General features: G+C 67.4%; 23 protein-coding genes and 1 pseudogene. 7 read left to right on the forward strand and 17 right to left on the reverse strand.

The window, feature by feature from the left end; translation table 11 throughout:
• Window positions 1-32 precede the first annotated feature (32 nt).
• On the reverse strand, window positions 33-1,235 hold the full coding sequence (locus IAI59_RS19740; protein WP_207415199.1) for an MFS transporter: 1,203 nt from the start codon (window positions 1,233-1,235) through the stop codon (window positions 33-35).
• 280 nt (window positions 1,236-1,515) lie between these two features.
• Between IAI59_RS19740 and IAI59_RS19745 the strand changes: the two genes are divergently transcribed.
• Complete coding sequence (locus IAI59_RS19745; protein WP_207415198.1) at window positions 1,516-1,677, forward strand: hypothetical protein; 162 nt, start codon at window positions 1,516-1,518, stop codon at window positions 1,675-1,677.
• On the opposite strand, the gene IAI59_RS19750 is transcribed toward IAI59_RS19745, so the two are convergent.
• The 3 genes from IAI59_RS19750 to IAI59_RS19760 form a co-directional block, all read right to left on the reverse strand.
• Window positions 1,674-2,081 (reverse strand): acyl-CoA thioesterase, encoded by a 408-nt coding sequence (locus tag IAI59_RS19750; protein WP_336512455.1) that lies wholly within the window; start codon window positions 2,079-2,081, stop codon window positions 1,674-1,676. The two genes, IAI59_RS19745 and IAI59_RS19750, sit on opposite strands and share 4 nt — an antisense overlap.
• Entirely contained in the window at window positions 2,078-2,383 is a 306-nt protein-coding gene (locus IAI59_RS19755; RefSeq protein WP_207415197.1) for a hypothetical protein, read from the reverse strand. Before IAI59_RS19755 ends, IAI59_RS19750 begins: the two co-directional genes overlap by 4 nt.
• A 73-nt stretch (window positions 2,384-2,456) precedes the next feature.
• Window positions 2,457-4,148: a methyl-accepting chemotaxis protein gene (locus tag IAI59_RS19760; RefSeq protein ID WP_207415196.1), complete on the reverse strand. Its 1,692-nt coding sequence runs from the start codon at window positions 4,146-4,148 to the stop codon at window positions 2,457-2,459.
• Window positions 4,149-4,281: 133 nt separating this feature from the next.
• Between IAI59_RS19760 and IAI59_RS19765 the strand changes: the two genes are divergently transcribed.
• Window positions 4,282-5,349 carry a single-stranded-DNA-specific exonuclease RecJ family protein gene (locus IAI59_RS19765; protein ID WP_207415195.1) on the forward strand — a complete coding sequence of 356 codons (1,068 nt, stop codon included), beginning with the start codon at window positions 4,282-4,284 and terminating at the stop codon, window positions 5,347-5,349.
• A complete protein-coding gene (uvsE, locus tag IAI59_RS19770; RefSeq protein WP_207415194.1) occupies window positions 5,346-6,416 on the forward strand; it encodes a UV DNA damage repair endonuclease UvsE in 1,071 nt (356 codons plus the stop codon). The genes IAI59_RS19765 and uvsE overlap by 4 nt, the downstream gene beginning before the upstream one ends.
• On the opposite strand, the gene IAI59_RS19775 is transcribed toward uvsE, so the two are convergent.
• The 5 genes from IAI59_RS19775 to IAI59_RS19795 form a co-directional block, all read right to left on the reverse strand.
• Window positions 6,413-7,174 carry a segregation and condensation protein A gene (locus IAI59_RS19775; RefSeq protein ID WP_207415193.1) on the reverse strand — a complete coding sequence of 254 codons (762 nt, stop codon included), beginning with the start codon at window positions 7,172-7,174 and terminating at the stop codon, window positions 6,413-6,415. The genes uvsE and IAI59_RS19775 overlap by 4 nt on opposite strands.
• The gene (locus IAI59_RS19780; protein ID WP_207415192.1) at window positions 7,171-7,761 is read right to left on the reverse strand and encodes a hypothetical protein; all 591 of its coding nucleotides are present in this window, start codon (window positions 7,759-7,761) and stop codon (window positions 7,171-7,173) included. Before IAI59_RS19780 ends, IAI59_RS19775 begins: the two co-directional genes overlap by 4 nt.
• On the reverse strand, window positions 7,758-8,777 hold the full coding sequence (locus tag IAI59_RS19785; RefSeq protein WP_207415191.1) for a tyrosine-type recombinase/integrase: 1,020 nt from the start codon (window positions 8,775-8,777) through the stop codon (window positions 7,758-7,760). Before IAI59_RS19785 ends, IAI59_RS19780 begins: the two co-directional genes overlap by 4 nt.
• Window positions 8,778-8,933: 156 nt before the next feature.
• Complete coding sequence (locus tag IAI59_RS19790) at window positions 8,934-9,599, reverse strand: MBL fold metallo-hydrolase (protein ID WP_207415190.1); 666 nt, start codon at window positions 9,597-9,599, stop codon at window positions 8,934-8,936.
• Window positions 9,600-9,679: 80 nt separating this feature from the next.
• Window positions 9,680-11,881, reverse strand: a complete 2,202-nt coding sequence (locus tag IAI59_RS19795; RefSeq protein WP_207415189.1) for a TonB-dependent receptor — start codon at window positions 11,879-11,881, stop codon at window positions 9,680-9,682.
• A gap of 114 nt (window positions 11,882-11,995) precedes the next feature.
• Between IAI59_RS19795 and IAI59_RS19800 the strand changes: the two genes are divergently transcribed.
• On the forward strand, window positions 11,996-13,021 hold the full coding sequence (locus IAI59_RS19800; protein ID WP_237180371.1) for an ABC transporter substrate-binding protein: 1,026 nt from the start codon (window positions 11,996-11,998) through the stop codon (window positions 13,019-13,021).
• A gap of 7 nt (window positions 13,022-13,028) precedes the next feature.
• Here the strand turns inward: IAI59_RS19800 and IAI59_RS19805 are convergent, their stop codons facing one another.
• On the reverse strand, window positions 13,029-14,249 hold the full coding sequence (locus IAI59_RS19805) for an MFS transporter (RefSeq protein WP_207415188.1): 1,221 nt from the start codon (window positions 14,247-14,249) through the stop codon (window positions 13,029-13,031).
• A gap of 543 nt (window positions 14,250-14,792) precedes the next feature.
• On the opposite strand from IAI59_RS19805, the gene IAI59_RS19810 reads away from it, so the two are divergent.
• Complete coding sequence (locus IAI59_RS19810) at window positions 14,793-16,712, forward strand: PAS domain S-box protein (protein WP_207415187.1); 1,920 nt, start codon at window positions 14,793-14,795, stop codon at window positions 16,710-16,712.
• A gap of 404 nt (window positions 16,713-17,116) precedes the next feature.
• Here IAI59_RS19810 and IAI59_RS19815 read toward each other — a convergent pair whose 3' ends face one another.
• The 3 genes from IAI59_RS19815 to IAI59_RS19825 all read right to left on the reverse strand — a co-directional run bounded on the left by IAI59_RS19815 (window position 17,117) and on the right by IAI59_RS19825 (window position 20,398).
• Window positions 17,117-17,473, reverse strand: coding sequence for a response regulator (locus IAI59_RS19815; RefSeq protein WP_207415186.1), 357 nt, complete (start codon window positions 17,471-17,473; stop codon window positions 17,117-17,119).
• A 34-nt stretch (window positions 17,474-17,507) separates the two neighbouring features.
• A complete protein-coding gene (locus IAI59_RS23390) occupies window positions 17,508-18,944 on the reverse strand; it encodes a sensor histidine kinase (RefSeq protein WP_272877400.1) in 1,437 nt (478 codons plus the stop codon).
• A 275-nt stretch (window positions 18,945-19,219) separates the two neighbouring features.
• Window positions 19,220-20,398, reverse strand: coding sequence for an ATP-binding protein (locus IAI59_RS19825; protein ID WP_336512453.1), 1,179 nt, complete (start codon window positions 20,396-20,398; stop codon window positions 19,220-19,222).
• Window positions 20,399-20,531: 133 nt separating this feature from the next.
• On the opposite strand from IAI59_RS19825, the gene IAI59_RS19830 reads away from it, so the two are divergent.
• Window positions 20,532-21,401 (forward strand): cytochrome c oxidase assembly protein, encoded by an 870-nt coding sequence (locus IAI59_RS19830; RefSeq protein WP_207415183.1) that lies wholly within the window; start codon window positions 20,532-20,534, stop codon window positions 21,399-21,401.
• A complete protein-coding gene (locus IAI59_RS23480; RefSeq protein WP_207415182.1) occupies window positions 21,391-21,909 on the forward strand; it encodes a c-type cytochrome in 519 nt (172 codons plus the stop codon). Before IAI59_RS19830 ends, IAI59_RS23480 begins: the two co-directional genes overlap by 11 nt.
• Window positions 21,910-21,913: 4 nt before the next feature.
• On the opposite strand, the gene IAI59_RS19840 is transcribed toward IAI59_RS23480, so the two are convergent.
• The 4 genes and pseudogenes from IAI59_RS19840 to IAI59_RS19855 all read right to left on the reverse strand — a co-directional run bounded on the left by IAI59_RS19840 (window position 21,914) and on the right by IAI59_RS19855 (window position 25,353).
• Window positions 21,914-22,870 (reverse strand): cytochrome c, encoded by a 957-nt coding sequence (locus IAI59_RS19840; RefSeq protein WP_207415514.1) that lies wholly within the window; start codon window positions 22,868-22,870, stop codon window positions 21,914-21,916.
• A 492-nt stretch (window positions 22,871-23,362) separates the two neighbouring features.
• Window positions 23,363-24,250: an SMP-30/gluconolactonase/LRE family protein gene (locus IAI59_RS19845; protein WP_207415181.1), complete on the reverse strand. Its 888-nt coding sequence runs from the start codon at window positions 24,248-24,250 to the stop codon at window positions 23,363-23,365.
• Between the two features lie 195 nt (window positions 24,251-24,445).
• A pseudogene (locus IAI59_RS19850) lies at window positions 24,446-24,883 on the reverse strand (transposase); the annotation flags it as partial.
• Between the two features lie 158 nt (window positions 24,884-25,041).
• Window positions 25,042-25,353: a hypothetical protein gene (locus tag IAI59_RS19855; RefSeq protein WP_207415180.1), complete on the reverse strand. Its 312-nt coding sequence runs from the start codon at window positions 25,351-25,353 to the stop codon at window positions 25,042-25,044.
• Window positions 25,354-25,730 lie beyond the last annotated feature (377 nt).

The raw sequence follows: 25,730 nt of genomic DNA on the forward strand, positions 1-25,730 counted from the left end.
ACAAGGGAGCCACGGCGGCAGGGACTGGCGTCTCACCTGGACCGGCGGATGCTCAGCCAGGTCAGCGGCACCAGCGCCAGCAGCGTCGCCGCAGCGTTCACCATGAAGGCCGTGCCCATGCCGCCCGCCAACAGCGTCACGGCACCGAATACCGGCGGCCCGACGATGTAGCCCAGGAAGATCAGGATGGTGCCACCAGCCATGGTTTCGGCGATCATGCCCGGCGGCGCCAGCCGCGCCATCTCGGCATTCTGCACGCCATTCCAGCTCGACACCGCGATGCCCGCCAGTGCCGCCAAGGCAAACACGGTCCAGGCCGGCCAGTGCGGCCCGCTGAGCGCCAGCGCGCCCGTGGCCGCCGCCGAGGCAAGCGCGCAGCAGCGCAGCACCAGCAACCCTGGCAGAACGCGGTCCGACACCCAGCCCAGAAGCATGCGCCCACCGATGGATACCATCTGCATGGTGGCGAACAGGGCACCGGCCATGGGCAGGGTGAAATGCAACTCGATCGCCGCGTAGGTGACCAGAAAGGCGAACCACGCGCCTTGTCCGATCGCCATGCAGCAGCCGGCCAGCCCGATGGGCACCAGCCCCGGCGCCCGCCCCAGCACGGACAATGGCCGCAGCAGGTTGCCGGGGGACAGAAAGGACTTGGCATCCAGGCGGCGCGTGCGGTCCCGCCCCGCGTCCAGCCCGGCGCGCATGGGTTGCACCGCCAGGATGGACAGCACCGGCAACAGCGCGACGGCCAGGATGGCGCCACGCCAGCCCAGCGCCGCAGCGGCGAACGGCAAGGCCAAGCCGGCCAGCACGCCACCCAATGGCACCCCGGCCTGCTTGATGGAAAACAACAAGTTGCGGTGCTGCGGCGGGGCCAGGCGCTGCAAGATATCGCCGCCGCCCGACACGGAAGGGCCGTAGCACAGGCCCATCAAGAATGAACCGGCCAGCGCCGCGGCGGGCAGGGGCAGCACCAGCATCAATGCGCCCAGCACGCCCACCGCCATGCCGCCCTGCAGGCTGCGGATGGAACCGAGGCGGTAGATCAAGGGCGTACCGGCGAGGAGAAAGGCGACCGAGCCGGCGGTGTTCAACGCCGACAGCCAGCCGATCATCCCGGCCGACCAGCCGTGTGCGGCCAGCATGGGCGGTGCCAGCGTCGCCACGATGCGGGACAGGATGGTGGCCGTGGTCTGGATCACCAGAACCGCGGCGAGGGGAGCAAACCAGGGCATGGGGCGGCTGTTCTCGGCCTCGGGCGGGCGGAAAGAAGGAGACGGTCTCATCGGGCTACGCCGCCCCCGGCTTGGCCACAAGCCACCCGATGCCATCGCGTGCACGGCAATGCTGAAAATAGTTTGCGCTGCACAAAAAATACTTGCGGTCAGAGAAATAGGAGCTTACGGAGCGGTTATGGCCCAGGGAAATCCCCCAAAGCCGGTTTCTGACGTTTCCTCCCTGAACTCGGCGGCGGTCCTTTCGGGCGCCGCCTTTCTTTTTGCCGGAACCCAGCGCTTGCAGCTCTTGTCCGAGCCGGCTTCGCCGCCGCAGGCCGTCCCCGCCCCCGTGCCGCTTCTGGCACCGGCCATGCCGCCGGCCGCCGTGGAGCAGCCGGCTCCGGCCCGCCTGCCGGATCGTGCGCTGGTCGCCTTCTGGCCGCGCGCGCTGCGGCCTTAGTCGGCCGGCAACGCCGTCGGCTTGCCGTCATCGTCCAGCGCGACAAAGGTGAAGATGCCTTCGGTCACCTTTTCCGGCGGCTTGCCGCGCCCGCGCCCGCGCGCCCAGGTCTCGACCCGCACGCTGACCGAGGTGTCCCCTGTGCCCTGCAGCGCGCAATAGCAGCTCACCTCGTCGCCCACCGCGACGGGGCGCAGAAAGCGCATGGCCTCAATGGCGACGGTGGCCACCCGCCCGCCGGCGCGTTCCCCAGCGAAGGTTCCGGCCGCCAGGTCCATCTGCGACAGGGTCCAGCCGCCGAATACGTCGCCGCCCACGTTGGCGTCGCGCGGCATGGCGACGACGCGCAATTGCGGGCCGCCGGCCGCATCCGGCGGGCGGTGGTCCGGCGCCGGGCCGGTCACGCCCGGTCCGGCGTCAGGCCGGTTGCGTTGCAGTCGCGAAAGCTGGCGAGGGCCGCTTCCAGCATGTCATCCTCCACCTCGGCCCGCACCACGATGCGCCCGCGGCGCACCCCGTCCGGCGTGTCGCCCGCCGCGGCATCGGCGGCATCGGCGCCGGACACCACGGTGCCCGAGCTGTTGTCCTCGCCTTCCGCCATGGCCTGCACGCGCTTGCGGTCCAGGCCCTGGTCCTGCACCAGGCGCTCAACGGCCATCTCGGCGTCGCGGCGGGTGTCGAAATAGCCGGTGATGGTTTGCGGCATGACGGTTCTCCCTGTGTCCCTTCCCTAGCGCCCCAGGGCGGCGAAGGATGCACCCCTGCATGCCCGCCTCGCCTCAGGCGGCACGGACCTCCGTGGTGAAGGCATGGACCTCGCCGGTGAGCCGCTCGGACTGCTGTGACAACTCGGCGGCGGCGGCCAGCACCTGTGCGGCGGCGGCGCCGGTTTCGTTGGCGCCGCGGCTGACCGCCCCGATGTTGCGCCCCACCGTATCGGTCGCCTGCGCCGTTTGTTGCACCGTGCGGGCGATCTCGCTGGTCGCCGCCGACTGCTCCTCGACCGCCGCCGCGATGGCCACCGTGATGGCGCTGACCTCCTCGATCGTGCCGGCGATGCCCTGGATCGCCGAGACCGCATCGCGCGTGGCGTTCTGGATCTGGCCGATCTGCTGGCCGATCTCCTCGGTCGCCCGCGCGGTCTGGCTGGCCAGCGACTTCACCTCGCTGGCGACCACGGCGAAGCCCTTGCCGGCCTCGCCGGCACGGGCCGCCTCGATCGTCGCGTTCAACGCCAGAAGGTTGGTTTGCCCCGCGATGCTGCTGATCAGCCCCACCACCTCGCCGATCCGCCCCGCAGCCTCGGCCAGCGCGCGCACCGTGTCGTCCGTGCGGCGCGCCTCGCCCACTGCCTGGCCGGCAACGCCGGACGCCTGGCTGACCTGCCGGCTGATCTCCTGGATGGAGGCGGTCAGCTCCTCGGCTGCGGCCGCGACTGTCTGCACGCCCTGTCCGGCCTCGCCGGCGGCGGTCGAAACCTCGCCTGCCTGGGCGTCGGTTTGCTCGGCGGTCGCGCGCATGCCACGGGCGGTGGCTTCCAGCTCCGTCGCGGCGGCGGACAGCACGCCCACCATGCCGCCGGCCCGTCCTTCGAAGTCCCGCACCAGTTCCGCCACCTTCTGCGCCCGCGCCTCGCGTGCCCGCCGCGCCTCGTCCTGCTCGGCCGTCAGGCGCTCCGCGGTGGCCATGTTGTCGCGGAACACCGCCACGGCCCGGGCCATGGCGCCGATCTCGTCCTGTCGCGCCAGCCCTGGGATGCCGACGCCCAGGTCGTGCTCGGCCAGCCGTCGCATCGCCGCCGTCATGGCGGCCACCGGGCCGCACACGCCGCGCACGATGGCCACGCCGCACAGCACGCACAGCAGCACCGCCAGCACCATGGCGGCCGTCACCCACCGATATGCCGCCGCTTCCAGCGCGGCGCCGCGGTTGGCCGCGGCCACGCCTCCGACCATGTTGAAGTTGGCCAGCTCGGCGACCGCCGCGCGCGTCGCCTGGCCGGCTTGCTGCAGCGGGCCGTCCAGCAGGGCCGCGAGCTGCGTCGCGTCGCGCCGCGCCGTAGCGGCGGCCAAGTCGCGGTCGGCCTGCTCCAGCCGGCTCCAGGCGGCCATCATGATGGCGGCCAGCCGGGTTTCCTCGCCGGCGTCGATCAGCGGGCGGTAGCGGTCCAGCGCCTGCCGCGCCTCGGCCAGTGCCGCGCGGCCAGCCCCCATGCGATCGTCCTGCCGGGCGGCGTCCGGTGTCATGGCCACGGACCGGTGGCTGGCCAGCAGCCGCTCCGTGCTGGCGGCGAACTGCCCCAGGTAGCGGGTGGACGGCAACCAGTTGTCGCGCATGTCTGCACCAGCGGCACCCACCGCCCCCAGGCGGTCCAGCGCGAAGCCGCCGAGCGCCAGCGCGCAGCACAACACGAAGGCGAAGGCTGACAGGATCTTGGATCGGATGGTGAAACGTTGAAACAGGCTGGCCATGGGCGGCATCTCCGGACACCGAAAAATTCGGCCTCGCGAGGATGGTGCGATTCCGTAAAGGTTTCGTGTGCATGTGCCTCAGGCTTGGCCCGACGCGGCACAACTTCCGCCCCGCTGGCGCTTTGTGTCCGGCATGACAGCCCCCGCCGACGCGCGCGCCGCGACCGCCTCCCGCTTTGCCGACGCCATCCGGGCCTTTGACCGCACCCGCCCGGTCTGGGTGCTCGGCCACAACGACGCCGACGGGCTGTCGGCCACCGCGCTGTTCGCGCGCGGCTTCCGGGCCGCGGGCTGGGAGGTGCGCACGCGCATCGTCGGGCGTGGCGAAAGCCCGTGGTCCGACAGCATGCGGTCCGAGCTGGCGGCGGAGCCGATGGGCGGGCTGGTGATCACCGATCTTGGCGTGCAGGATGCGCTGCCCCGGCCCGGCGTGCCGACCGTGGTGGTGGATCATCACGTGCCCGGCGCGCCGCCGGAGGGCGCCACGGTGATCACCGGCTTCGGGCAGGACCCTATCCCGACCGCGTCGCTGCTGGCTTTCTGGTGCGCCGGCGCCCTGGCCGACGCCGAGCCCTGGCTGTGGCTGGCCGCCGTGGGGCTGATCGGCGACATGGCGGACAAGGCGGGCTTTCCGGAGATGGAGGCGGCACGACGCTTCGGCGTCACGGCACTGCGGGACACGGCGGCGCTGGTCAATGCACCGCGCCGCAGCGCCTCCGGCGACGCCGGCCCCGCGCTGGCGCTGCTGCTGGCCGCGGACGGGCCCAAGGACCTGCTGGCCACCGACCGACCCGAGGCCGCCGCGCTGCTCGCCGCGCGCGCCGAGGTGAAGGCGGCACTGGACGCCGCCCGCCGCGTGGCGCCCGTGGTGCGGGGCGATGTGGCGCTGATCCGCTTCAGCTCTCCCACCCAGATCCACCCGCTGATCGCCCAGCAGTGGCGCGGCCGGTTGAAGGACAACGTCGTCATGGCGGCCAACACCGGATACCGGCCCGGCTGGGTGCACTTCGCCATCCGCTCGGCGCGCGACCGCGACCTGATTGCCTTTCTGGCCGAGCACCGGCCACCGGGGGCGGACGAGATGTACGGCTCCGGTCACCGCCAGGCGACGGGCGGCGCGTTGCGGCCGGAAAGCTGGAACAGCTTCGTCCAGGGGCTGGGCTTCGGCCCTGAGTTTTCCGTGCCGGAGCAGGCGGCGTGAGCGGCGTAGCGCCGCTGCGCCTCGGCTTTCCCGTCAAGGTGATGGGGCGGGAGGGGCTGAAAAGCAACGACACCCGGCGCTGGCAGCAGAACCCGCACCTCAAGGTCTCGCTGGAATACATCGACGCCATCCTGGACTACCTGTCCAAGCGGCGGATCGACATGTACCGCATGTCCTCCGACCTCGCGCCCTATGCCACGCATCCCGACATGCCGCAGTTCCACAACATGGTCGCGGAAAGCGATGCCGAGCTGCGCGCCATCGGCAAAAAGGCGCGGGAGCTGGATATCCGGCTGTCGTTCCATCCCTCGCAATACGTGTTGCTCAACAGCCCGGACCCGGAGATCACCCGCAAAAGCATCAGCGACCTGGCATCCCAGGCCGAGATGCTGGATCGCATGGAGCTGGGGCCCGAGGCGGTGATGGTGACGCATGTGGGCGGCGCCTATGGCGACGTGGAAACTTCCCGTGCCCGCTGGGCGAAGACCTGGACCACGCTGCCCGAGCACGTGAAGCGGCGGCTGGTACTGGAGCATGACGACATCCGCTTCTCGGCCGAGGACGTGCTGTGGGTGCATGGCGAAACCGGCGTGCGGCTGATCTTCGACTACCAGCACCACTGGTGCCTCAACCCCACGCAGTCGGACATGGTGGATGTGCTTCGACGCATCCTGGCCACCTGGCCCGCAGACGCGCGGCCGAAGATTCACTTTTCTTCCCCCCGTACCGAATTGCGCGAACTGGTGAAGACGGATCGCAAAACCCGCAAGAAGACCAAGGTGCTGCGCCCGCCGGTCTGGACCGGCCACGCCGACTTCACCAATCCCTTCGAGTTCGCCCGCTTCATGCGCGATGCGGAGGGCCTGGAATTCGACGTGATGCTGGAAGGCAAGTCCAAGGACATCTCGCTGCTGAAGCTGCGGCCGGACCTGTTGCGCTACGCACCGGACGTGGCCGCCCGCTTCGGCGTGTTTCCGGCCGAGGCGGCGGCGCTGGACGCCGAGGAGGCCGGGTTGGAAGCCGACCACGACCCGGCCGATGACCCAGACGTGGACGAGGGCGGCTAGGCCGCCTGCCGGGTTTCCGGGCGCAAGGCCAATGGCCCGAAGGGCGCCGGCTGCAGCATGGCCACCCGGCCGTCGCGCGCCAGCTCCAGCCCCGCGACGAAGCTGGAGGCGACCGCCGCCCGCAGCCGCAGCCGCCGGTCCGCCGCATCCTGTGCGACGGGCGGCAGGCATTGCAGCAGCGTCAGCCCGCTGGGGTGGCGCTCCAGCAGCTCCGCGATGTGGCGCAGCGCATCCGGGACGCGCCACAGCTCCGGCGGGTTGGGGCGATACACCGCCGGGGGGGCGGCCGGACGCGGTGCCGGGCCTTCCAGCATGGCCAGCGTGGCTTCCAGAAAGCTGACATAGAGTTCGGCCTGGGGCCGTGCGGGACGGGGCAGCGCCTGCCCGCGCGCGAAGACCACCTGGCCGAGTTGTGGCCGCGTGCCCAGCCATCCGGCAGCGGCCCGCATGCGGGCCAGCTCCTCCAGCAGCCCCAGGCGGCGGGCGGCGGCGGCCTCGGCATCCTCTGCCTCGTCCGGCGTGGCGGGAACCAGTAGGCGGGCCTTGAGCAACAGCAGTTCGCTGGCCATCACCAGCCAGTCGGCCCGGTGTTCCAGCGTGTCGCCATCCGCCTCGATCGCCGCGACCAGCTGGTCGGTCAGCAGCAGGATGGACAGGCGCCCAAGATCCACGCGCTGACGCCGGATCATCTCCAGAAGGAAGTCCAGCGGCCCGTCAAAGCCCTGGACGCTGAGCCGGGGCGTTGTGCTGCCACTCATGCCGGGCCGGCGCCCGGGTAATGCGGCACCAGTTCAAAGGACAGCATGGGCCAGCGCCGGCGGAGCCGGCCCACCGCCGCCCAGGGGGACCAGTCGGCGGACCAGAAGCCCACGCGCAACTGCCCCATCTTGCGCTTCCGCCGGTCCAGCGTGCCGGGCAACCCCTGCACGTGGCGCAACGGCCGCGCCACGCCCCAATGGCCGCGGAGCCAGTCGCGGCTGGCCGGCTCCTCTGGCCCCAGGGCCAGGATGGCGGGGGGCACGGGCAACAGGCGGTGCAGGTCGAAGGGGCAGGACCGGTCGGCGTCGGCGCGGGCCATGGCGGCCTGGTGGTTGGCGGCGGCGGCATCGCGCAGCCGCCGGGCCAGCAGCTTGGCGCCGGTCAGGCTGATGGCCCGCACCCCGTCCGGCGGCGACAGCATGGGCAGCAGGAATTCCTCTTCCAGCGCCGCCAGATCCAGGGTCCAGGGCACGACGCCCGCGCCGGCGGCGGCCTCGCGGAATTCCTCGACCGGTGCGACGGGGCCGCTCAGGGTCAGCTCGTTCCACAGCCAGTCGACATGCTCGGCGGTGGCCGCCCCGCTCACAGGTCCAGCAGCCGCGCCGGGCTGTCGCGGGTGATGCGGGCGCGGCGGCGGTAGCCCTGGGTGGTGGCGATGCTTTTCTGCCGGGCGTGGTGCATCACCTGCTCGTCCAGCGCGCCCTTCAGATAGGCTTCGGTGATGAAGCCGGCGCGCAGGCCATGCGGTGACAGACGCTCGGTTTCATCCACCGTCAGCTTCGCCATCTCGGCCCGGCGGCGCAGGATCTTCCACACGCCCTGCGGGCTCAGCCGGTCCTCCAACGCGCCGCCGGTGCTGACGCGACGGAACACCGCGCCCCATTCGATGCGCGTGCGCTTCAGCCATTCCTCCATGGCCCGCACCGGGCAGGACAGGGGGTTCAGCCCGCGCGGGATGCCCAGGGTCGCGCCCTCGCCTTCCTGGTCGCGCTTGGAGCGGGGGATGAAGACGGTCATGCCTTCGGAAGTGAAGCGCAGGTGCTCGCGGTCGATGGCCACCAGCTCCGACCGCCGCAAGGCGCCGGCGAAGCCGAGCAGCAGCAGCGCGCGGTCGCGCCCGCCTGCCGTGTCCGTGCCGCAGGCGGCGAGCAGGCGCTTGACCTCCACCGAGGTCAGCGCCGCCGCCGGGCGCGCCGGTTTGCCATGGGCGGCCAGGATGCCGCGCATGGTAGCGGCGATGGCTGGATGGCGCGCTTCCCACGGGTGGCCCGCCGCGCGGTGCCGGTGGGCGATGGCGGCCAGCCGGCGGCGCAGCCCGCTGCGGCCCAGCGTCTTGGCCAAGCTCGCCAGGTGCCCGGCCACCACCACGGGTGCCGCCGGCAGCGGCACGATGCCACCCGCCGCACACCAGGCCGTGAAGGCGCGCCAGTCGCTGTCATAAGCGCGGCGCGTGTTGTCCGACAGCGCCTGGCTGGCATAGCCCGCGGCCTGGGCCACGGCCTCGCCCACCGGGCCAGACAGCAGTTCCATGGCCTCGGGCGGCAGCGTCTCGTCCAGCAGGCGCTGCACGGCGGCGGGGATGCGCGGCACCGGCGCGGTCATGCGGGCATCCGGACATAAAGCGCGTCATCAGGAAGGCGCATCAGCAACTGGTTCATGGTCCTGTCCTCCGCCTGCCCTGGTCCTGCCGCCAAAGTGCCCCCACCGCCCGTGCCCTGGCAATGCGCGATCCGCCGGCCACACCCTGCGACCGGAGGATCAGGCCCGGCCGTTCAGGAAAGGGTTGTTTCGCCGTTCCTCGCCAAAGGTCGAGCCGGGACCGTGGCCGCACAGGAACTGGATGTCGTCGCCCAGGGGAAGCAGCTTGTTCCGGATGGAAGCAAGCAGTGCCGCGTGGTCGCCATAGGGAAAGTCCGTGCGGCCGACGGAACCGCGGAACAGCACGTCCCCCACCACCGCGACAGACAGCGCCGTGGACACGAAGGCCAGATGCCCGGGCGTGTGGCCGGGGCAATGCAGCACGGCGAAGTCCTGCCCGGCGATGGACACCGTATCGCCTTCCGCCAGCCAGCGGTCAGGCTGCACGTTCTCCAGCCCCTCGATGCCGAAGCGCGCACCCTGTCCGGCCAGGTCCTGCAAAAGGAATTCGTCGCGGCGGTCGGGGCCTTCCACCGGCACGCTGCCACCTTGCCGCGCTTCCAGCTCGCGCTTCAATGCCGCGGCACCGCCGGCATGGTCCAGGTGACCATGGGTCAGCAGGATGCGGTCCACCAGAAAGCCGGCCTTGTCCAGCGCGGCCAGGATGCGCGGGACATCGCCGCCCGGGTCGATCACGGTGCCGCGGCCGCTATCCGCGTCCCATACCAGGGCACAGTTCTGCTGGAAGGGGGTGACGGGGATCTGGGTGGCCTGGAGCTGGGGCATGCGGCCTGCGTGCCATGGCGGGCCGGCAGGGGTCAACAGGGGGGAGGCGGCCACGCGGCGATGCCCCGTGGCCGCGCCGGTCAGAAGTCGATGGAAGCGGACACCAGCACGGTGCGCGGCGAGCCTGTGGTCACATAGGTGCCGGCCGTCAGCCAGTACTGCTCGTCGAAGACGTTTTCCAGCGAGGCACGGAACACCACGGGCTTGTCCGCGATCACGGTGCGGTAGCGGGCACCGATGTCGAACCGCGTCCAGGCATCGAAGCGCTGGGTGTTGGCCGTGGTGAGGTAGGCGCCGGAGGTGTAGATCATGCGGCCGGTCAGCGCGAAGCCTTCCAACGGCGTTTGCCAGTCCAGCGCGGCGGAAAAGGTGCGGTCCGGCACGCCGGCGGCGTCGTTGCCGCGCTGCGAGGCGATGGCAGGCTTGGTCAGCTCCGGTTGCAGGAAGGTGGCGCCGACGATGCCGCGCAGGCCGGGCACGATCTCGCCGAAGGCCGAAAGCTCGATGCCGCGGTTACGCTGCTCGCCGCCATAGCCCTGGTTGTTGTTGGCATCCACGGCCGACGACGGGCGCGTGATCTGGAACACGGCGGCGGTGGTGGTGATGCGCCCCCAGTCAACCTTCACGCCGGCCTCATATTGCTCCGACTTGTAAGGATTCAGTACAGCCCCCGCATTCGTGTAGCTGGGACCGACGATGGCGCCGCGCGTCAGGCCCTCTGCGTAGCTGGCGTAGAGAGAAACGTTCTCCAGCGGCTTGATCACCAGCCCGGCCAGCGGGGTGGTGGCGCTGGCGTCGTAACCCGAGGTGCGCGCGCCGGTGGTGGTGTTGTAGCTCTTCACATCGACGTTCTGCTGCCGGGCGCCGAGCGTCAGGTAGGCGCGGTCCCCGAAGTTCAGCGTGTCGGCCACCGCGAAGCTGCTGAGCGTGGTGAAGTTGGAGCGGCGCGGATCGGTGCGCGGCGCGGTAATGATCGGGAGTGGCGATGGGTCGTACAGGTTGGAGGGAACGCTAGCGGACGACTGGATGTAGGCGTTGCCGTTTTCCTGCTGGAAACCGGTATAGGCGACGTTCAGCGTATGGCCAATGCCTGCCGTGTTGAAGCGCCAGCGTGCACCGACGGTGCCGCTTAACGTCTCGGAATACGAATCGTAGTAGGAATTGCGGAGGGTGAAGTCACCGTTTCGCACGATGCCGCCCGCGACCGGGAAGATCTGCTGGTTCTTGCCGTCACGGTAGCCGATGGCGCCGTAGACCATCAGGTCATCGGTCAAGTCGTATTCGGCGCGTGTCGCCAGCGTCGTGTCCTGCTGGGTCAGCGTGGTGCCGGGAAACCAGTTGCGGCGCGCGTTGGGCGGCTTCGGAATCTCGGTGACGCCGGTCAGGATGCTGATCTGCGGCCGGAACTCATCTGTCTCGTCGCGCTGGAAGATCGCGTCGGCCGACCAGCGGAAGCGCTCGCCCCGGTAGTCCAGGCCCAGCGTGGCGAGGTTGCTGCGCAGGTCGCCGCCGTCGATCGAGGTTTCGCCGTCGCGGATCAGCCCGTTGAAGCGCACGCCCCATTCGTTGTTGCTGCCGTAACGGCGCCCGACATCCACATGCGCGCCGAGGTTGGCGGCGCCCAGATAGGTGGTGGTCAGGCGTGTCAGCGGTTCCTCGCCGGCGCGCTTGGGCACGATGTTGATGCCACCGCCGACGCTGCCATTGGGCGCGATGCCGTTGATCAGCGCGCTGGGGCCCTTGATCAGCTCGATCCGCTCGATCAGCTCCGCCGGCACACGGTTGGAGGACAGCAGCCCGTACAGCCCGTTGAAGCCCACGTCGCCGGCCGGCACCGCGAGGCCACGGATCTGGAACTCGTCGCTGAAGCCGTTGGAGCCGGTGGTCAGGCGCACAGAGGAATCATTGATCAGCGTATCGGCCGCCGTGCGGGCCTGCTGGTCCTCGATCAGCTGCGAGGTGAAGTTCTGCGTGCTGAACGGCGTGTCCAGCGCGCGGGTGCTGCCGAGCAGGCCCAGCGAGCCGCCTTCCGCCACCTGACCGCCCGCATAGGCTGGCTGAAGCTCGCCCGGGGCCACGCCGCCACGCGCGGTCACCTCCACGGTCGGCAGCAGCAGGGGGGATGTTGTTTCCTGGGGCGCCTGCGCCAGGGCCGGGCCTGCCAGACTGCAAGCCAGCACCCCCGTGGCCAGCGACCGCGCCAGCGGAGTGGCCTGCACCCCCACCGATTTGCCGCGGGGACGCGCCGAACCCAGTTGACGCTTGCCGTGTGTCCGACCCATGACCGCAGTTCCCCGTGCTCAGGCACATCTAATAGATTTTGAGAATAATTATCAATATCACGCAGCCGGCGGATCGGGCAAGCTGCGGCGCGTCCTTTTTTCGGGAGAGCTTTCTTGGCCGCACAGCGCATCGACCATGCTAGCCCGCCGGCGCCGCGCGGCTTGCGGCGCCGCAGCGTCCTAAGCGCCGCGGTGGCCGGGCTCGCCACGTGGCCCGCCCTGGCGCAGGACAGCCTGCGCATCCCGCATGTGTTCGGAGAAACCGTGCTGCGGGGCGTGCCGCGCCGGGTGGTGTCGCTGGGCTACACCACGGGCGATGCCTTGCTGGCACTGGGCGTGCAGCCCGTGGCGGTGCGGCGCTGGTTTGGCGATCAGCCAGATGCCATCTGGCCGTGGGCGCGGCCCCTGCTCGCAGGTCCGCCCCCGGCGGTGCTGGTGGGCGATGTGTCGGTGGAGCGGGTGGCCTTGCTGGAGCCGGACCTGATCGTCGGCATCGGCTCGGGCATCTCGCGCGCTGAATACGATGCGCTGTCCGGCATCGCGCCCGTGCTGATGCAGGCCGGTGCCGCGAGCTTCGAGCCTTGGGACGAGATCGTGTCCCGCCTTGGGCTGGCGCTGGGGCTGGCGGACCGCGCGGCCGAACGCGTGGCCGCCACGCGACGGCGCTTCGATGAGGTGCGCGCCCGGCATCCCGACTGGGCCGGCAGGACGGCGGTGGCCGCGTATAATTTCGGCGGCGAAACCGGTGCCTTCACCGGGCAGGACACGCGCGGGCGGTTTCTGGCGGAACTGGGCTTCGTGGTGCCGGCTGAGTTGCAACGGCTGAGCGGCACGCGCGGCTTCTACGCCAAGCTGTCGCCCGAGGACCTGTCGCCGCTGGATGCAGACCTGCTGGTGTGGATCTCCACCAGCGGCACGGCGAACGACATCGCGGCGCTGCCCATGCGGCCGTTCCTGCGCGCGCACCGCGAAGGCCGCGAGATGTTGGTCAGCGACGTGCCGGCGGCCGCGCTGTCGTTCGGCAGCGTGCTGTCGCTGCCCTTCGCGCTGGATGCGCTGGAAGGCGAGATCGCGGCCGCGATGGATGGTGACCCGGCAACACCTGTGGCCTCCGCCAAACGCGCCGGGCTGGCGCCTTGACGGCTCGCTAGCCGCGCCCGCCGGCCAGCTTCGCCGCCGCCGGGCTGCGGCCGAGCCGCAGCATGGCCACGCAGCCCAGCGCCGGACCCACCGCCAGCACGGCAAAGGCGCCGCCCCAGCCCAGGGTGGTGACCAGCACCGGCATCAGGTGGATGGTGACCAGGGTCAACGCGAAGCCCAAGCAGCTTTGTACCGTCAGCATGGTGCCGGTCACGCGGGGGTCGGACAATTCCGCAACGCTGGCCGAGAACTGCGCGGAATCAGCCACCACCGCGATGCCCCACACGGCGCACAGCCCCACCGTCACGGCCGGATGCAGTCCAAAGGCCGGCCCCGCCAGCAGACAGCAGGCGGCCGAGGTCGCCATGGCTCCGACCGTCACGCGCACCCGTCCCAGCCGGTCAGCCAGCAGCCCCGCCGCCACGCATCCCAGCGTCCCGGCCGCGATGACCGCGAAGGTCGCCAGCGCCGCCTGCTCCGGGGCGGCCGCGCCGCCGCTGCCCCGCCAAGCCGCGAAGCTGGCCGCTAGATAGGCGCCCACCCAGGCCCACATCGCGTAAAGCTCCCACATGTGGCCGAGATAACCCAGCGTCGCGAGCCGCGTGCCCCTGTCGCGCCATAGCTCCAGCGCCGTGCCGGGCCGGAAGGGCGCCGCCACTGCGTGGCGTGGCCCGAGCCGCACCACTGCCATCAACCCGGCTGCGGCCACCGCGGCCAGCGACGCGGCCAGCAAGGTCAGCCGCCAGTCCAGCCCACCCAGTGCATTGGCCAGATGTGGCGAAGCTGACCCGAGCGTCAGCCCGCCGACCAGGATGCCGATCACCAGCCCGGTGTCGCGCCGGCCCGCCCAGCCGACCGCGAGCTTCATGCCAACGGGATACACCCCCGCCAGGGCGGCACCCGTGACACAGCGCGCCGCGATGGTGATGCCTGACCCTGCGGGTAGCAGGAGGATCGCCGCATTCACCGTGGCGCCGATGAGGGCGGAGGCGATGAACAGTCGGCGCGGGTCGAACCGGTCGGCCAAGGTCAGAACCGCGCTGACCAGGGTGCCGGCCACGAAGCCGGCCTGCACCCCGCCCGTCAGCAACGCCTGAAAGGCCGAACCTTGCGGGAGCCCTGCTTCCATGGCGATTCCCGGCCCGGCTGCCGTGCCGGAAAACCAAAGTGAAAGCGCCAGGACCTGGGCAATGGTGATCAGGGCGAGGTTGGGTGCCTTACCGGTCATGCCGCATGTCCTGTTCCACCCATCCAAGATGCCCCGGCAGGGGGCCTCGCCGAATGTGACGCGCGCCGGACCAGATCGTCAAAATGCTGCGCCACGGCCCTATCGGGCGCTCGGAAGCATTTGGCCACCGGAGGTGATGTCACTGCGGCGGTTCAATACTCCCTGAACTCAGTTCCGCGTGGCTTGCCGCCCTTATCCGCTGCCCTATTCATGGCTATCTCGCCCTTGATAAGCATAGGATCGATAATAGAATGTTATCGTGCTCAGCGATCCTCGGCGAGGCCAAATCGATATGTAAAATCAGAGAGTCAGGACAGCTATCACGAAGCTGACGAACAGAAAAATACCGGGTCTAGCCAGGAGGGGGCGCCCAGGTGCCACGGTTCAGGCATATCAGCAGTCGACCCCAGCGGGCCCAGGTCTCATCGTCGCAAGGCAGCCACTCTGGCAACCTCGAGTTGTTCCAGATACGAAGGTCTCTAGTAAGCGACCGGCGCGCAGCCGCTTCCCGTCAGAGTGGGGCTGTTATCAGAGGGACCTGTGATGCCCGACTTTGATGCCATGATGAAGCGGCAGCAGGTCCTTGGGGACTTCGGTGAGTTCGTTCTGCATTCTCAGGACATCAACCAAGTTCTCCAAGAGGCCTGCCGGCTCGTCGGTGAGGCGCTCAGTACCGGGCGTGCCAAGATCCTGGAGATCTTTCACGCGGATCGCCAGCTTCTCGTCCGGGCGGGGGTGGGCTGGGATCCCGGCATCGTGGGCAAGATACGCTTACCCCTGGAGGAGCACTCCTCCGAGACATTCGCGATCGAGGCCGGCATGCCCGTGATCTCCCATGACATCAGCAAGGAAGAGCGCTTTCAGATTCTGCCTTTCCTGCGGGAGGCCGGGGTGGTCGCCCTGGTGAATGCGCCGATTTTCCTGCCCGGTGGACGCGTTTTCGGCCTCCTGCAAGTGGACGCGACCGAGCCGCGCGACTTCCACCAGCACGACGTGCAATTCCTGCGCACCTATACCACCATCCTAGGCTCGGTGATCGACCGGCTGCTCCTAGGCCGGACCCTGCGCTCCACCGAGGAGCGCTTCCGCCTCACGGTCGAGCAGGTGCGTGACTACGCTATCTTTCTTTCTGATCCGCAGGACCGTATCACGGACTGGTTGCCCGGGGCAGAAGCCGTGTTCGGCTGGACGGCGGCGGAGGTGATCGGACAGTCGGCCGCCATCACCTTCTCGCCCGAGGACCGGGAAAGCCAGCAGGACAGGTGGGAGGCGGAGACGGCCTGCCGGGATGGTGTCGTCCCGAACGTCCGCTGGCACCTCCACAAGAGCGGCAGGCGGATCTTTGTCGAGGGCTCCACCCGGGCTTTGTACGACGAGGACGGCGCCCTGCTCGGCTTTCTCCGGCTCGGCCAGGATGTGACCGAGCGCCTCATGTCGGAGGAGCGGCTGCACGAGGAAAAGGAGCGCTTCCGTCTACTGGTCGAGAACATGCCGCAACTTGTGTGGCGCTCTGGGGACGAGGGGAACTGGACTTGGGCCAGCCCACAGTGGCTGGACTACACCGGCCAGAGCCAGGAGCAGACCCATGGCCTGGGCTGGCTGCAAGCCGTGCACCCCGATGATCGGGAGGCCACGATGCAGGCTTGGCACGTAGCGCGCGATCAGAACGGATTGGATGTGGAGTACCGCTTGCGTCGCGCTTCCGACGGAGCCTACCGCTGGCACCGCACCCGCTCCGTGCCCTTGCATGACAGTTCCGGCAGCAGTCGATCGGAAGACCGCGTGCTTGAGTGGCTGGGCACCTCGACCGACATCGATGATCTGAAGCGCCTTCAGGAGAGGCAGGGGGTCCTGGTGGCCGAGTTGCATCATCGCACCCGCAACCTGCTGAACGTCGCACAGGCGATCGTCATGCAGACGCTCGGGCGACAGGCTACCCCAAAGCCTCTTATCGACCGGCTGGTTGCCCTCGGGCGCGTGCAGAGCCTCATCGGCCAGGACCGTGAGGATGAGATCGGGCTGGAGGAGGTCGTCCGGCTCGAATTGCGGTCCTATGGCGGGGATGAGAATGGCAGGGTCACCGTTGCCGGTCCCTTGGTCCTTCTCCCCGGCGAACGCGTTCAGGACCTAGCTCTTGTTCTGCACGAGCTGACGACGAACGCGGTCAAGCACGGCGCTCTGAAAGAGGAGAGGGGGCAGCTGGAGGTGCGCTGGGTGGTCACGCAGGACGGGGACCGCGGACCGATGCTCGTGCTGAACTGGCGCGAGAGCGACGTCGTCATGCCGGCGGACCAATCTCGACACGGTTATGGTCGGGTGCTGATCGAGCGGGTGCTGTCACGTTCGACGGGGTCAAGAACACTGTTCACGCTTGGTGCCGATGGTGTCACCTGCCAGATCGAGATGCCTCTCCTCAGTCGATCTTTAGGCGAGATGGCTCCCCTACGCCCATGTACGGTTTGACGCTTAAGGCGCCGCGGAGGACGCAATTCAGTTAGCGTTCTGCTACAGCCGCTTTCCACCTATCTACGACATCTGACTTCCTGTCCTAGGCACGCGATAACTGCATATCGGGCCTAGTCCTGCGAGCCGGGGGAAACGCTTTATGTTGCCTGTCAGCGTTTGTGGCTGGTGGGGGGGGGGAGGACGGTAGGCATAGGGAATGAATGGAACATCGCGAGCCAAACCTTCACCAAGAAGCAGGCAAGGCCTTGCGGTTGGATCTGATCTCAATTCGCAGGCTAGCGAATGTCCTTACCCGCACGACCATCTAGCAGAGCGTCTTCAATGGATGGATGGCTTTGCTAAAGGCCGCAAGCAGTCCAAATAGGACACCATCCCAAACCGCAACTCATAGGTCGTGGGCGTTAAGAAATAATCCGTGCCGCGATGCGTCGCATGGTGTCCATGAGGAGCTGTGGAGGATAGGGCTTCGTGAAGAACAACCCGTTCTCCGGCAGCTGATCGGTGGTAACCTTTGCGACGCCCGAAGTGACCAAGATTTGGATAGGCGGCCAACGCTTGCGCACCGCATGCGCCAGTTTCAGGCCATCTATCGACCCTTTCATCTGGATGTCCGTGAACAGGATACGGATGTCATTGTTCTGCTCCAGGAGCGAGATGGCTTCGTCAGCGTTCGCTGCGCCATAAGCCCGCAACCCGACGTCCTCGGCCAAGTCCATGGCATCCATGCGTAGCAATGGCTCGTCTTCGACGATCAGCACCGCGTATTGGGGGGGGTGTATCGATCCCATTTGACTAACTGCGCTTTCTCATATCCGGCCTGATCTCGACACCCAGCCGAGGTTTAGCTTGAGTTGCCGACATTGAAACTTCCACCTGCCCAGTGAGAACGAATTTCACGCCTTCGGGTTGAAACAACAGCTCGGCTGTTCCAGCAAAATAATTCGCGACCAAGCGCTCTACCAAGCGTGAGCCAAAGCCCTGCCGCTGCCGAGGTGCCACCGCAGGGCCCCCAGTCTCCTGCCAGACTAGGCGAAACCCGCCCTCCATATCGCAACTCCAGCAAATACTGACATGACCAGCGGCGGTTGATAGTGCCCCGTACTTGGCCGCATTGGTCGCCAGCTCATGCATCCCGAGCGACAGTCCGAGGCTTTGCTCTGAAGTCAACTCGATGTTCGGGCCTTGGAACGTGAAACGATTCGTACCGGTGTCGCGATGCGGCGCCAGCGCTGCCTGCAGCACATCCCGGATCGGCGCTGCCCGCCACTGCGTTTCGGTCAGGATGTCCTGGGCACGGGCCAAGGCTGAGATCCGCCCCGATACCGCGTCGCGGGCCTCCTCGACACTGCTGGCCGTACGAAAGGTCTGCGTCGCGATGGATTGCACCATGGCCAGGATGTTTTTCATCCGGTGGACCATCTCGTGGGTCAGCTCGACCCGCTGCTCTTCCAGGCGACGCCGGGCCGTGACGTCATTGAAGAAGATCGCGATCTGCCGCTCCGCCGGGTCACCGATCCGCATGGCCCTGACATCGAACCAGCGATCAAAGGTGTTGGCGTAGTTCTCGAAGTTCGCGGGCTCGCCGGTTTTGGCTACCCGCCCATAGGTTTCGAACCAGAATGGCTCCAGGTCCGGGGCATACTCTGTGACCCATTTGCCGCGCAGGTCGACGCCGGCCTGCTGGGTGAAGGCGGCATTGGCTTCGAGAAAGCGATAATTGACCGGCCGGTCGTCGGCGTCGAAGCGCACCTCCACAATGGCGAAGGCCGTTTCAACGGCTTCCAACAGGGTACGAAAGCGCTCCTCGCTGACCCGCAGGCGCTCCCCGACCACGCGTTGATTGGTCCTGTCCCGTAGGATCTTCACGAAACCCTGGTGGACGCCGTTGTCGTCGCGCAGCGGCATCAATTCGCCCGAGGCCCAGAACGGGGAACCATCCTTACGCAGATGCCACCGCTCGTCCGGCGCACTGCCATCGCGCAGCGCGTTTGACATCTCGCTCTCGACACGGCCATTGGCGCGATCCTCGAGAGTATAGAAGCGATGCGTGGTCTGGCCGATCATCTCAGCGGCAGACCAGCCCATGGTACACTCAGCACCCCTGTTCCAATCGGTGATGACGCCTGCCTGATCACACACGACAATGGCGAAGTCCACGGCGCTCTCGAAGATTGCATCGCGGCGTAGGGCACGGTCGATGGCGTCTGCCTGCAACCGTCGGCTGCGCAGTTCTTGTTCGAGCTCGTCGCGGGACAGCTTATCCACAGGTTCACCAACTGTATGATCAAGGGCGCGGGCTTGTAAGGTATCGGATAGCGCAAAGCCACGGCTTTCAGCGGCTTCTTACGCTCAACACAAATAGGCTCGGCAATACGGGATTATTGCGCTATTGCTGAAGCCACTGAGCAAGTGAGCCCGGAGGTGGATTGTGACCGGCACTGATGGCTTTACCACAGGCGATTGATAGCCATCGCCTTCCTTAAAAAAATAACTAGTTTTGCTCGCTAATCCAACATTCCTGCCACCTTCGTTGATAGGTCGGTGAGGGTAAAGGGCTTGGTCAGCAGTTCCATGCCGGGCTGCAGCATCCCGCCTTCCAATGCGGACGCTTCCGCGAACCCCGTGATGAACAGCACCTTCAGGCCGGGGCGAAGCAACCGGGCGGCATCAGCCACTTGGCGGCCGTTCAGGCCGTTCGGCAGGCCGACGTCGGTGACCAGCAGGTCGATCTCTGCGCTCGACTGCAGCACCTTCATGCCGGCCGCCCCGTCCGCCGCGTTGATGACGATGTAGCCTTGCTCGTCCAGCACCTCGTCGATCAGGTGCCGGATGGTCGCCTCGTCATCGATGACCAAGACCGTCTGGCTTTTCGACGTGGCAGCCAGCTTCAGTTGTTCCGCGGCTCCCGCGTCGTCGGCCTTGCCATGATGCCTGGGCAGATAAACGCAGACGGTTGTCCCTTCGCCGACCTTGGACTGGAGGTGGATGGAGCCGCCTGACTGCCGGGCAAAGCCATAAACCATTGACAGGCCGAGGCCTGTCCCCTGGCCGATCGGCTTGGTGGTAAAGAAGGGCTCGAAGGCGCGCGCCATCACGTCCCGCGTCATACCGACGCCGGCGTCCGTCACGCCCACCGAGACATATTGGCCAGGCGACAGGTCGAGCTCCCGGCCCATGCGCTCGTCCACCCAGTGGTTCGCAGTCGTGATGGAAAGCCGGCCGCCCTCGGGCATCGCGTCGCGGCCGTTGATGCACAGGTTGAGCACCACGTTCTCGAGCTGACCGGCGTCGATGTCCGCCACCCACAGCTCGGGCGCCGCAATGATCTCGATCGGCACGGTCGCCCCCACGGTGCGCGACAGCATGTCCTCCAGCCCGCGCAGCAGCCGGTTGATGTCGGTGGGCCTCGGGTCCAGCGTTTGCCGCCGCGAAAAGGCGAGCAGGCGCTGCGTCAGCGCAGCAGCACGACGCCCCGCACCCTGCGCCGCGCTAACGAAGCGGTCGAGGTCGTCGAGCTGCCCGCGGGCGACGCGGAGCTGGAGCAGCTCCAGGTTGCCCATCATGCCGGTCAGCAGGTTGTTGAAGTCGTGCGCAAGGCCGCCGGTGAGCTGGCCTACTGCTTCCATCTTCTGTGCTTGGCGCAGGGCCTCCTCCGAACGGGCCAGCGCCCGCTCGGCGATCACCTGGGCGGTGACGTCGATCGCATGGTGGCGAGGCAGGCACGCCGGGCTTTCTCGGCTCGCTCGGCCTGCTGATGGGGCTGGTGGTGGGGTTCGCGCTGCTGCTGCAGGCGCTGTCCGGCATTCTGGTGGACCCATGCACGCGCTGATCCCCGCCCTGCTGGCGCTGCTCCTGCCCGCCGCTGCGCAGGCGCATGGCGACGAGGTCCATGGCGCGTCCTGGACCTTCGACCCCTGGGTGGTGCTGCCGCTGCTGCTGTCGCTCGGTGCCTATGCTGCGGGCACCGCGCGGCTGTGGCGGCGGGCCGGCCCCGGGCGCGGCATCCGGCCCTGGCAGCTCGGCACCTACTTGGCCGGATGGGCGCTGATGGCGGGCACGCTGCTGTCGCCGCTGCACTGGCTGGGGGAGCGGGTCTTCACCCTGCACATGATTGAGCACGAGGTGGTCATGGCGCTGGCAGCACCTCTGCTGGTGCTGGCGCGCCCGGCCGGGGCGCTGGCCTGGGCGCTGCCAGCGGCCTGGCGCCGCCCGGCGCTGCGCTGGCGGCCATGCGGCCTGCAGGCGCTGCTGACGGCGCCGGTCTTCGCCACGATCGCCCATGGCATCGCCATCTGGGCCTGGCACGTGCCCGCGCTGTTCGACGCCGCTGTGCAGCACGTCACCCTGCACCGGCTGCAGCATCTCAGCTTCATCCTGTCCGCGTTGCTGTTCTGGTGGGCGCTGCTGAGGCGCTGCACGGCGGGTGCCGCGGCGATGCACCTGTTCGTCACCATGCTGCACACCGGGCTGCTGGGCACGCTGATGGCGCTGGCGCCGCGCGTGCTTTACGGCGCGCAGACGGCGGGCTCGGCCCGGCTCGGCCTTTCCGCGCTGGAGGACCAGCAGCTTGCCGGGCTGGTGATGTGGATCCCCGCCGGCACGGTTTATGCCGGCGCGGCGCTGGCGTTCCTTGCGGTGTGGATCCAACGCTCCGGGCGGGCGGCGGGGGTGGCCGATGCGCGGTAGGACCCTGGCGCGGCTGCTGCTAGGCGGGCTGCTGGGCTGGCTGGCTGGGCGCGCGGACGACGCCGCCGATGCCGTGCCCCCGCCCGCCGCCGCCATGCCCGCCGCGCGCCCGGCCCGGCGCCTTTGGCTGCTGGCGCTCGGCACCCTGCTGCTGCTCGGTACCGCCGGCGCGTCGGGGGCGGCCTTCATGCAGCGGCAACAGGACGCCGAGCTGGCCCGCGCCATCACCGGCGGGGAGCCGGACCGCGCCCCGGCGCTGCTGATCCGATACGGCTGCGGCGGCTGCCACGCCATCCCCGGCGTGCCCGGTGCCGACGGCCGCGTGGCGGCGCCGCTGGCAAAGCTGCGGGAGCGTGTCTATGTCGGCGGCGTGACGCGCAACACGGCAGACAACTTGGTCGCCTGGATCGTCGACCCGCGCGCGCTGTCACCGCGCAGCGCCATGCCCGTGACCGGCATCACGCCGGCCGAGGCGCGCGACGTGGCGGCCTATCTCTACGCGCGTTGACCTGTCAGGGCATGTCCGGGGAGGGCCGCGCGGGCAGCGCGCGCACATAGGCCGCAATCGCCCGGCGGTCCGGCTCGGGCAGCGCCGCGGTGTTTCGGACCACATCCGCCATGCTGCCAGCCACCTGCCGCAGGTCCGGCGTCCGGCCGGTGGTCAGCAGCACCACAAGGTCGTCGTCCGACCAGTGGCCGATGGCGGCGGGCGTGATGTTCGGCACCAGCCCGGTGCCTTCCTGGTCCGGGCCGCCGGCATGGCGCGTGTCGTCCGACACGGCGTAGAGCAAGTTGCGGGTGGAATGGCATTCGGCGCAATGCAACTGGGCTTCCACTAGATAGCGGCCGCGATTCCAGGCGGCGTCGTGAGACGGGTCGTCCGTGAGGGGCGAGCGGTCGAGGAACAGACGCTTCCACAGGCCGATGCCGCGGCGCAGGCGGAAGGGCAGCGGCAGGTCATGCGGCGGCGGCCGGCCCGCGACGGGCGGCAGCCCGCGCAGATAGGCCATCAGGTCCCGCACCTCCTCGGGTCGCATGCGGGCATAGGCCACGTAGGGTAGCGCCGGGTAGTAGTGCCGCCCGTCCGGCGACACGCCCGACATCAGCGCATTGGCGAGGTCGATGCCGCGCCAACGGCCGATACCATCAATCGGATCGGGTGAGATATTGGGAACGTTGAAGGCGCCGAAGGGAGACGCGAGCGGCAGCCCGCCGCCGAGCCGCGTTCGGTCGCTTTGTCCCGGCGAAGCGTGGCAGGATGCGCATTGCCCGGCCAGGAATACCTGCTCGCCCCGCGCCGCATCGCCGTTCCGGAAAAATAGCTCTTCGGATTCTTCGAATGCCCGGACGGGCGCGGACAGAACCCACGTCGCGATGCCGGCGAAGATGCCGGCGGTGAGGAGCAGCGCAGGTAATGGCCAAAGCCTACGCCATGTGACAGAGATGAACCCTGACGAGGAAACTGTCATCCCAGCGGATTCCTCAAATTTTCTCGTGGCCAACGAACACGGTTCCACTTCCACGAGAATAACTCGACCTTGCGATGATCGGTTCGATTTCAGTAACCAGCGAGTATGGCCGAGGTTGCGGTACTAGGTCTGCCGCTTGGTATCACTTGAGGGGGGTTATGAATAGGCGATGCTTCGAATAAGAAGCGCGACCATGATAACGGAAATCATGATTTTGGAAACATCGCAGTGGCGCTCGTAAGCAAGGGGCAAGCGCTAAGTAATTATCCAACTAAATTTTCTTGCTATTACTGAGCGATGCGGCAGCGCTGGAAAATTTGATGGTTAACTATCTTGCGAAGCACCTTAATAAAGAAGCCATAATCGGCTGCTGTGTTTAACAGTTTACTCCTGTCATAATATCTATTGGCAAACGAGCTTTGGTTGGGTCAGCGCTTTTAGATCGCCCTGACGATGGGCTTGGCCCCGATACATCCTGTAAATCGACTATCATCACCGCACATAGGCGCAGGGCGCTGTACCCTTTACGCCAGGACGAAAGCGGAAAAGCCCACCTGCATGAGGCTCTCTTTCAAGTGTTTGAGGGTCCAGCCCTTCGGCAGCGCTAGTCACGTAAAGAGTGCCTAGATCTTGGCCACCGAATGCGCACATGGTTGGCTGACTAACCGGTAATGCGATCTCGCGATCGAGCACGCCATCCGGCCGGTATCGGCGAAGGCGGCCACTGCCGTAAAGCGCACACCAGTAACAACCCTCGGCATCCACTGCCGCACCATCCGGTACGCCCACCTCCGGCGCAACATGCGCGAAAATCTCAGGGTCATTCAATCGGCCATTGGCCGGATCATAATGATACCGCCAGATCTCACCATCATTGCTGTGGGCAAGATAAAAGTGACTGCCTGTCGGGCTCCATGCTATGCCGTTATGTTGCGTGCTGATGTCCAGCTCCCGGCGCAAACCTCCCCTAAGGGTAAAACTGTGTAGCGACGCTTTTTTAGGCTGACCATCGCCTTCAATAGGTTCAAATGTTACCCCGACAAAAAACCTCCCCTTCGGGTCGCAGGCCCCATCATTGAAGCGGAACAGCGTCGCATCATAGGGCGGTGGCGCGACGTCCACGATAGCGCCCGTCGCGAAATCCAACTGCTTGAGTCCGTCCCGCAACGCTAGGAGGGCCCCTTTGGGTTGCATAGTCAAAGCAAACGCGCCGACCTGACTAGGAAGCGGCCAACGCTGTTCCTCACCGGTCCCCTCGTTGTACCGCCGCAGTTCAGGCTTCTTGATGTCTATCCAGTAAAGTGCCTGCTCCGACGCACTCCACAGTGGTGATTCACCGATCCGAGAGTGCGCATCTACGACAAGTTCAATATCACTCACGTGTTGTTCGTCCCGTCATTCAACATGGAGTATCCCGTCCATAGCCAGGAAACTGTATATATTAATGACATGGGTGCAATCCCTTGGCACCTTAGTGGTAGTCCGTCGCGATTTTTCTGTAGATCAGCAGAGCGTTTGACCCCGTATGGGCGCCTAAGGCTAGCTCTAAGAGTCCGCTTTGCTCTGTTGAAAAGCTCATGTGGTTGCGGCGAGGAGCATGAGATTGTGAGTGAGGACACGCAGGATGAGTTCGCGGTGCTGCGCCTGATGTCCTCGCGCGGTCAGCGCTGAACCGAGGCGGCGCTTGTGCTGGCTGAAGCCGCTCTCGATATGCCAGCGTTGATGATACAAAGCCCGAGGAAAACGTCGTCGGAGGGCCCGCCTGTAGGGCATCTTCGGCCAGCGCCGTCCCGTGTTGCGGCGGTTCAGGGCAATCACGCTTCGGGTGACGCTCGGTTCCTCGCGGCAAAGGTGGTGGTTGTGCTCGGCATCATAGCCAGCATTGGCCAGCACCATGCCGAAAGACAGGATGCTGGCGGCCTGGCGCATGAGCGGCGTGAAGTCGGGAGAGTCCTGGCTCGGACCGATGCCCGTCACCGCCCCGACGATGAGGTGCGAGTGGGTATGAAGGACCGCAGTGAGCTTTGGCTAGGCCCGCTGGCGGTGACCTGCGCGTTTGCCATCCCCTCGGCGCTTGCCAAAGTGTTCGCTGACGTGCCGCGTTTCCAACCCCGTGGCGTCGACTGCGGTTACTGGCGAAGCATCGATCAGGCTGGCAGCCTCTGCACGCTCTACGATGACCACCTGAGCGTGGTGGAAAACCCCCCTTCTTCCGCCTCCGGCAGGAGACGGCGTGCTGCGTAAGCCAGGGTAGAATAATGGGGCACCTTCTGTAGCCCCAAGGCTTTCCGCAGCTCCTGCCATTCGGCCACCAGGGTGACGAGACCTCGATAGTCGGTTCGCAGGAACTGGCGCAGCACCAGCAAGGCAAAGAGCTGGGCCTGGGTAAAGTCATGCCGTGAGGTTGGGCTGCCGTAGGCCGGAAAGGTCTGGTGCCCGACAGCCAAAGCCTCGCGTGCCACCTGAACCGCCGACTTCGTCATGCTGCGCATCGCATCCTCGCGTCCAGAGTTCGGATGCCCTCCCAGCGTTAGCCCAACCATAAGGTTTCAGCAGAGCAAAGCGGAGTCTTAGAGCCAAGGGCTGAGCCAAGACGACTTCATTCACCGCCGTCTCCTCCATCGCTACTACATCCATCTGACCCCTCTGCCCCTGAAGAGCCGTCCGCTCTATCTGAACCAGATGCGCTACGTCCATTTCGCTGCGGACGTGCCGGGCAAAAGATCCACGACAGCACGAAGCCGATTAGCGCAGAAATACCTACACGCGTCAGGAGCGAGGCATGGGCAAGATCGCTGAAGCCGGGGACAGCAACGGAGGCTCCACTCAACACGATGGTGGTCAATCCAATCCAGCAGAT

This window comes from Roseomonas haemaphysalidis (assembly GCF_017355405.1).
GTDB lineage: Bacteria > Pseudomonadota > Alphaproteobacteria > Acetobacterales > Acetobacteraceae > Pseudoroseomonas > Pseudoroseomonas haemaphysalidis.

Excerpts from the sequence above, each read along its gene's own strand:
- IAI59_RS19740 (WP_207415199.1), bottom strand. The coding sequence starts at position 1,235 with ATGCCCTGGTTTGCTCCCCTCGCCGCGGTTCTGGTGATCCAGACCACG.
- IAI59_RS19755 (WP_207415197.1), bottom strand. The coding sequence starts at position 2,383 with ATGCCGCAAACCATCACCGGCTATTTCGACACCCGCCGCGACGCCGAG.
- IAI59_RS19760 (WP_207415196.1), bottom strand. The coding sequence starts at position 4,148 with ATGGCCAGCCTGTTTCAACGTTTCACCATCCGATCCAAGATCCTGTCA.
- IAI59_RS19765 (WP_207415195.1), top strand. The coding sequence starts at position 4,282 with ATGACAGCCCCCGCCGACGCGCGCGCCGCGACCGCCTCCCGCTTTGCC.
- IAI59_RS19775 (WP_207415193.1), bottom strand. The coding sequence starts at position 7,174 with ATGAGTGGCAGCACAACGCCCCGGCTCAGCGTCCAGGGCTTTGACGGG.
- IAI59_RS19785 (WP_207415191.1), bottom strand. The coding sequence starts at position 8,777 with ATGACCGCGCCGGTGCCGCGCATCCCCGCCGCCGTGCAGCGCCTGCTG.
- IAI59_RS19790 (WP_207415190.1), bottom strand. The coding sequence starts at position 9,599 with ATGCCCCAGCTCCAGGCCACCCAGATCCCCGTCACCCCCTTCCAGCAG.
- IAI59_RS19795 (WP_207415189.1), bottom strand. The coding sequence starts at position 11,881 with ATGGGTCGGACACACGGCAAGCGTCAACTGGGTTCGGCGCGTCCCCGC.
- IAI59_RS19805 (WP_207415188.1), bottom strand. The coding sequence starts at position 14,249 with ATGACCGGTAAGGCACCCAACCTCGCCCTGATCACCATTGCCCAGGTC.
- IAI59_RS19810 (WP_207415187.1), top strand. The coding sequence starts at position 14,793 with ATGCCCGACTTTGATGCCATGATGAAGCGGCAGCAGGTCCTTGGGGAC.
- IAI59_RS19830 (WP_207415183.1), top strand. The coding sequence starts at position 20,532 with ATGCACGCGCTGATCCCCGCCCTGCTGGCGCTGCTCCTGCCCGCCGCT.
- IAI59_RS23480 (WP_207415182.1), top strand. The coding sequence starts at position 21,391 with ATGCGCGGTAGGACCCTGGCGCGGCTGCTGCTAGGCGGGCTGCTGGGC.
- IAI59_RS19840 (WP_207415514.1), bottom strand. The coding sequence starts at position 22,870 with ATGACAGTTTCCTCGTCAGGGTTCATCTCTGTCACATGGCGTAGGCTT.
- IAI59_RS19855 (WP_207415180.1), bottom strand. The coding sequence starts at position 25,353 with ATGACGAAGTCGGCGGTTCAGGTGGCACGCGAGGCTTTGGCTGTCGGG.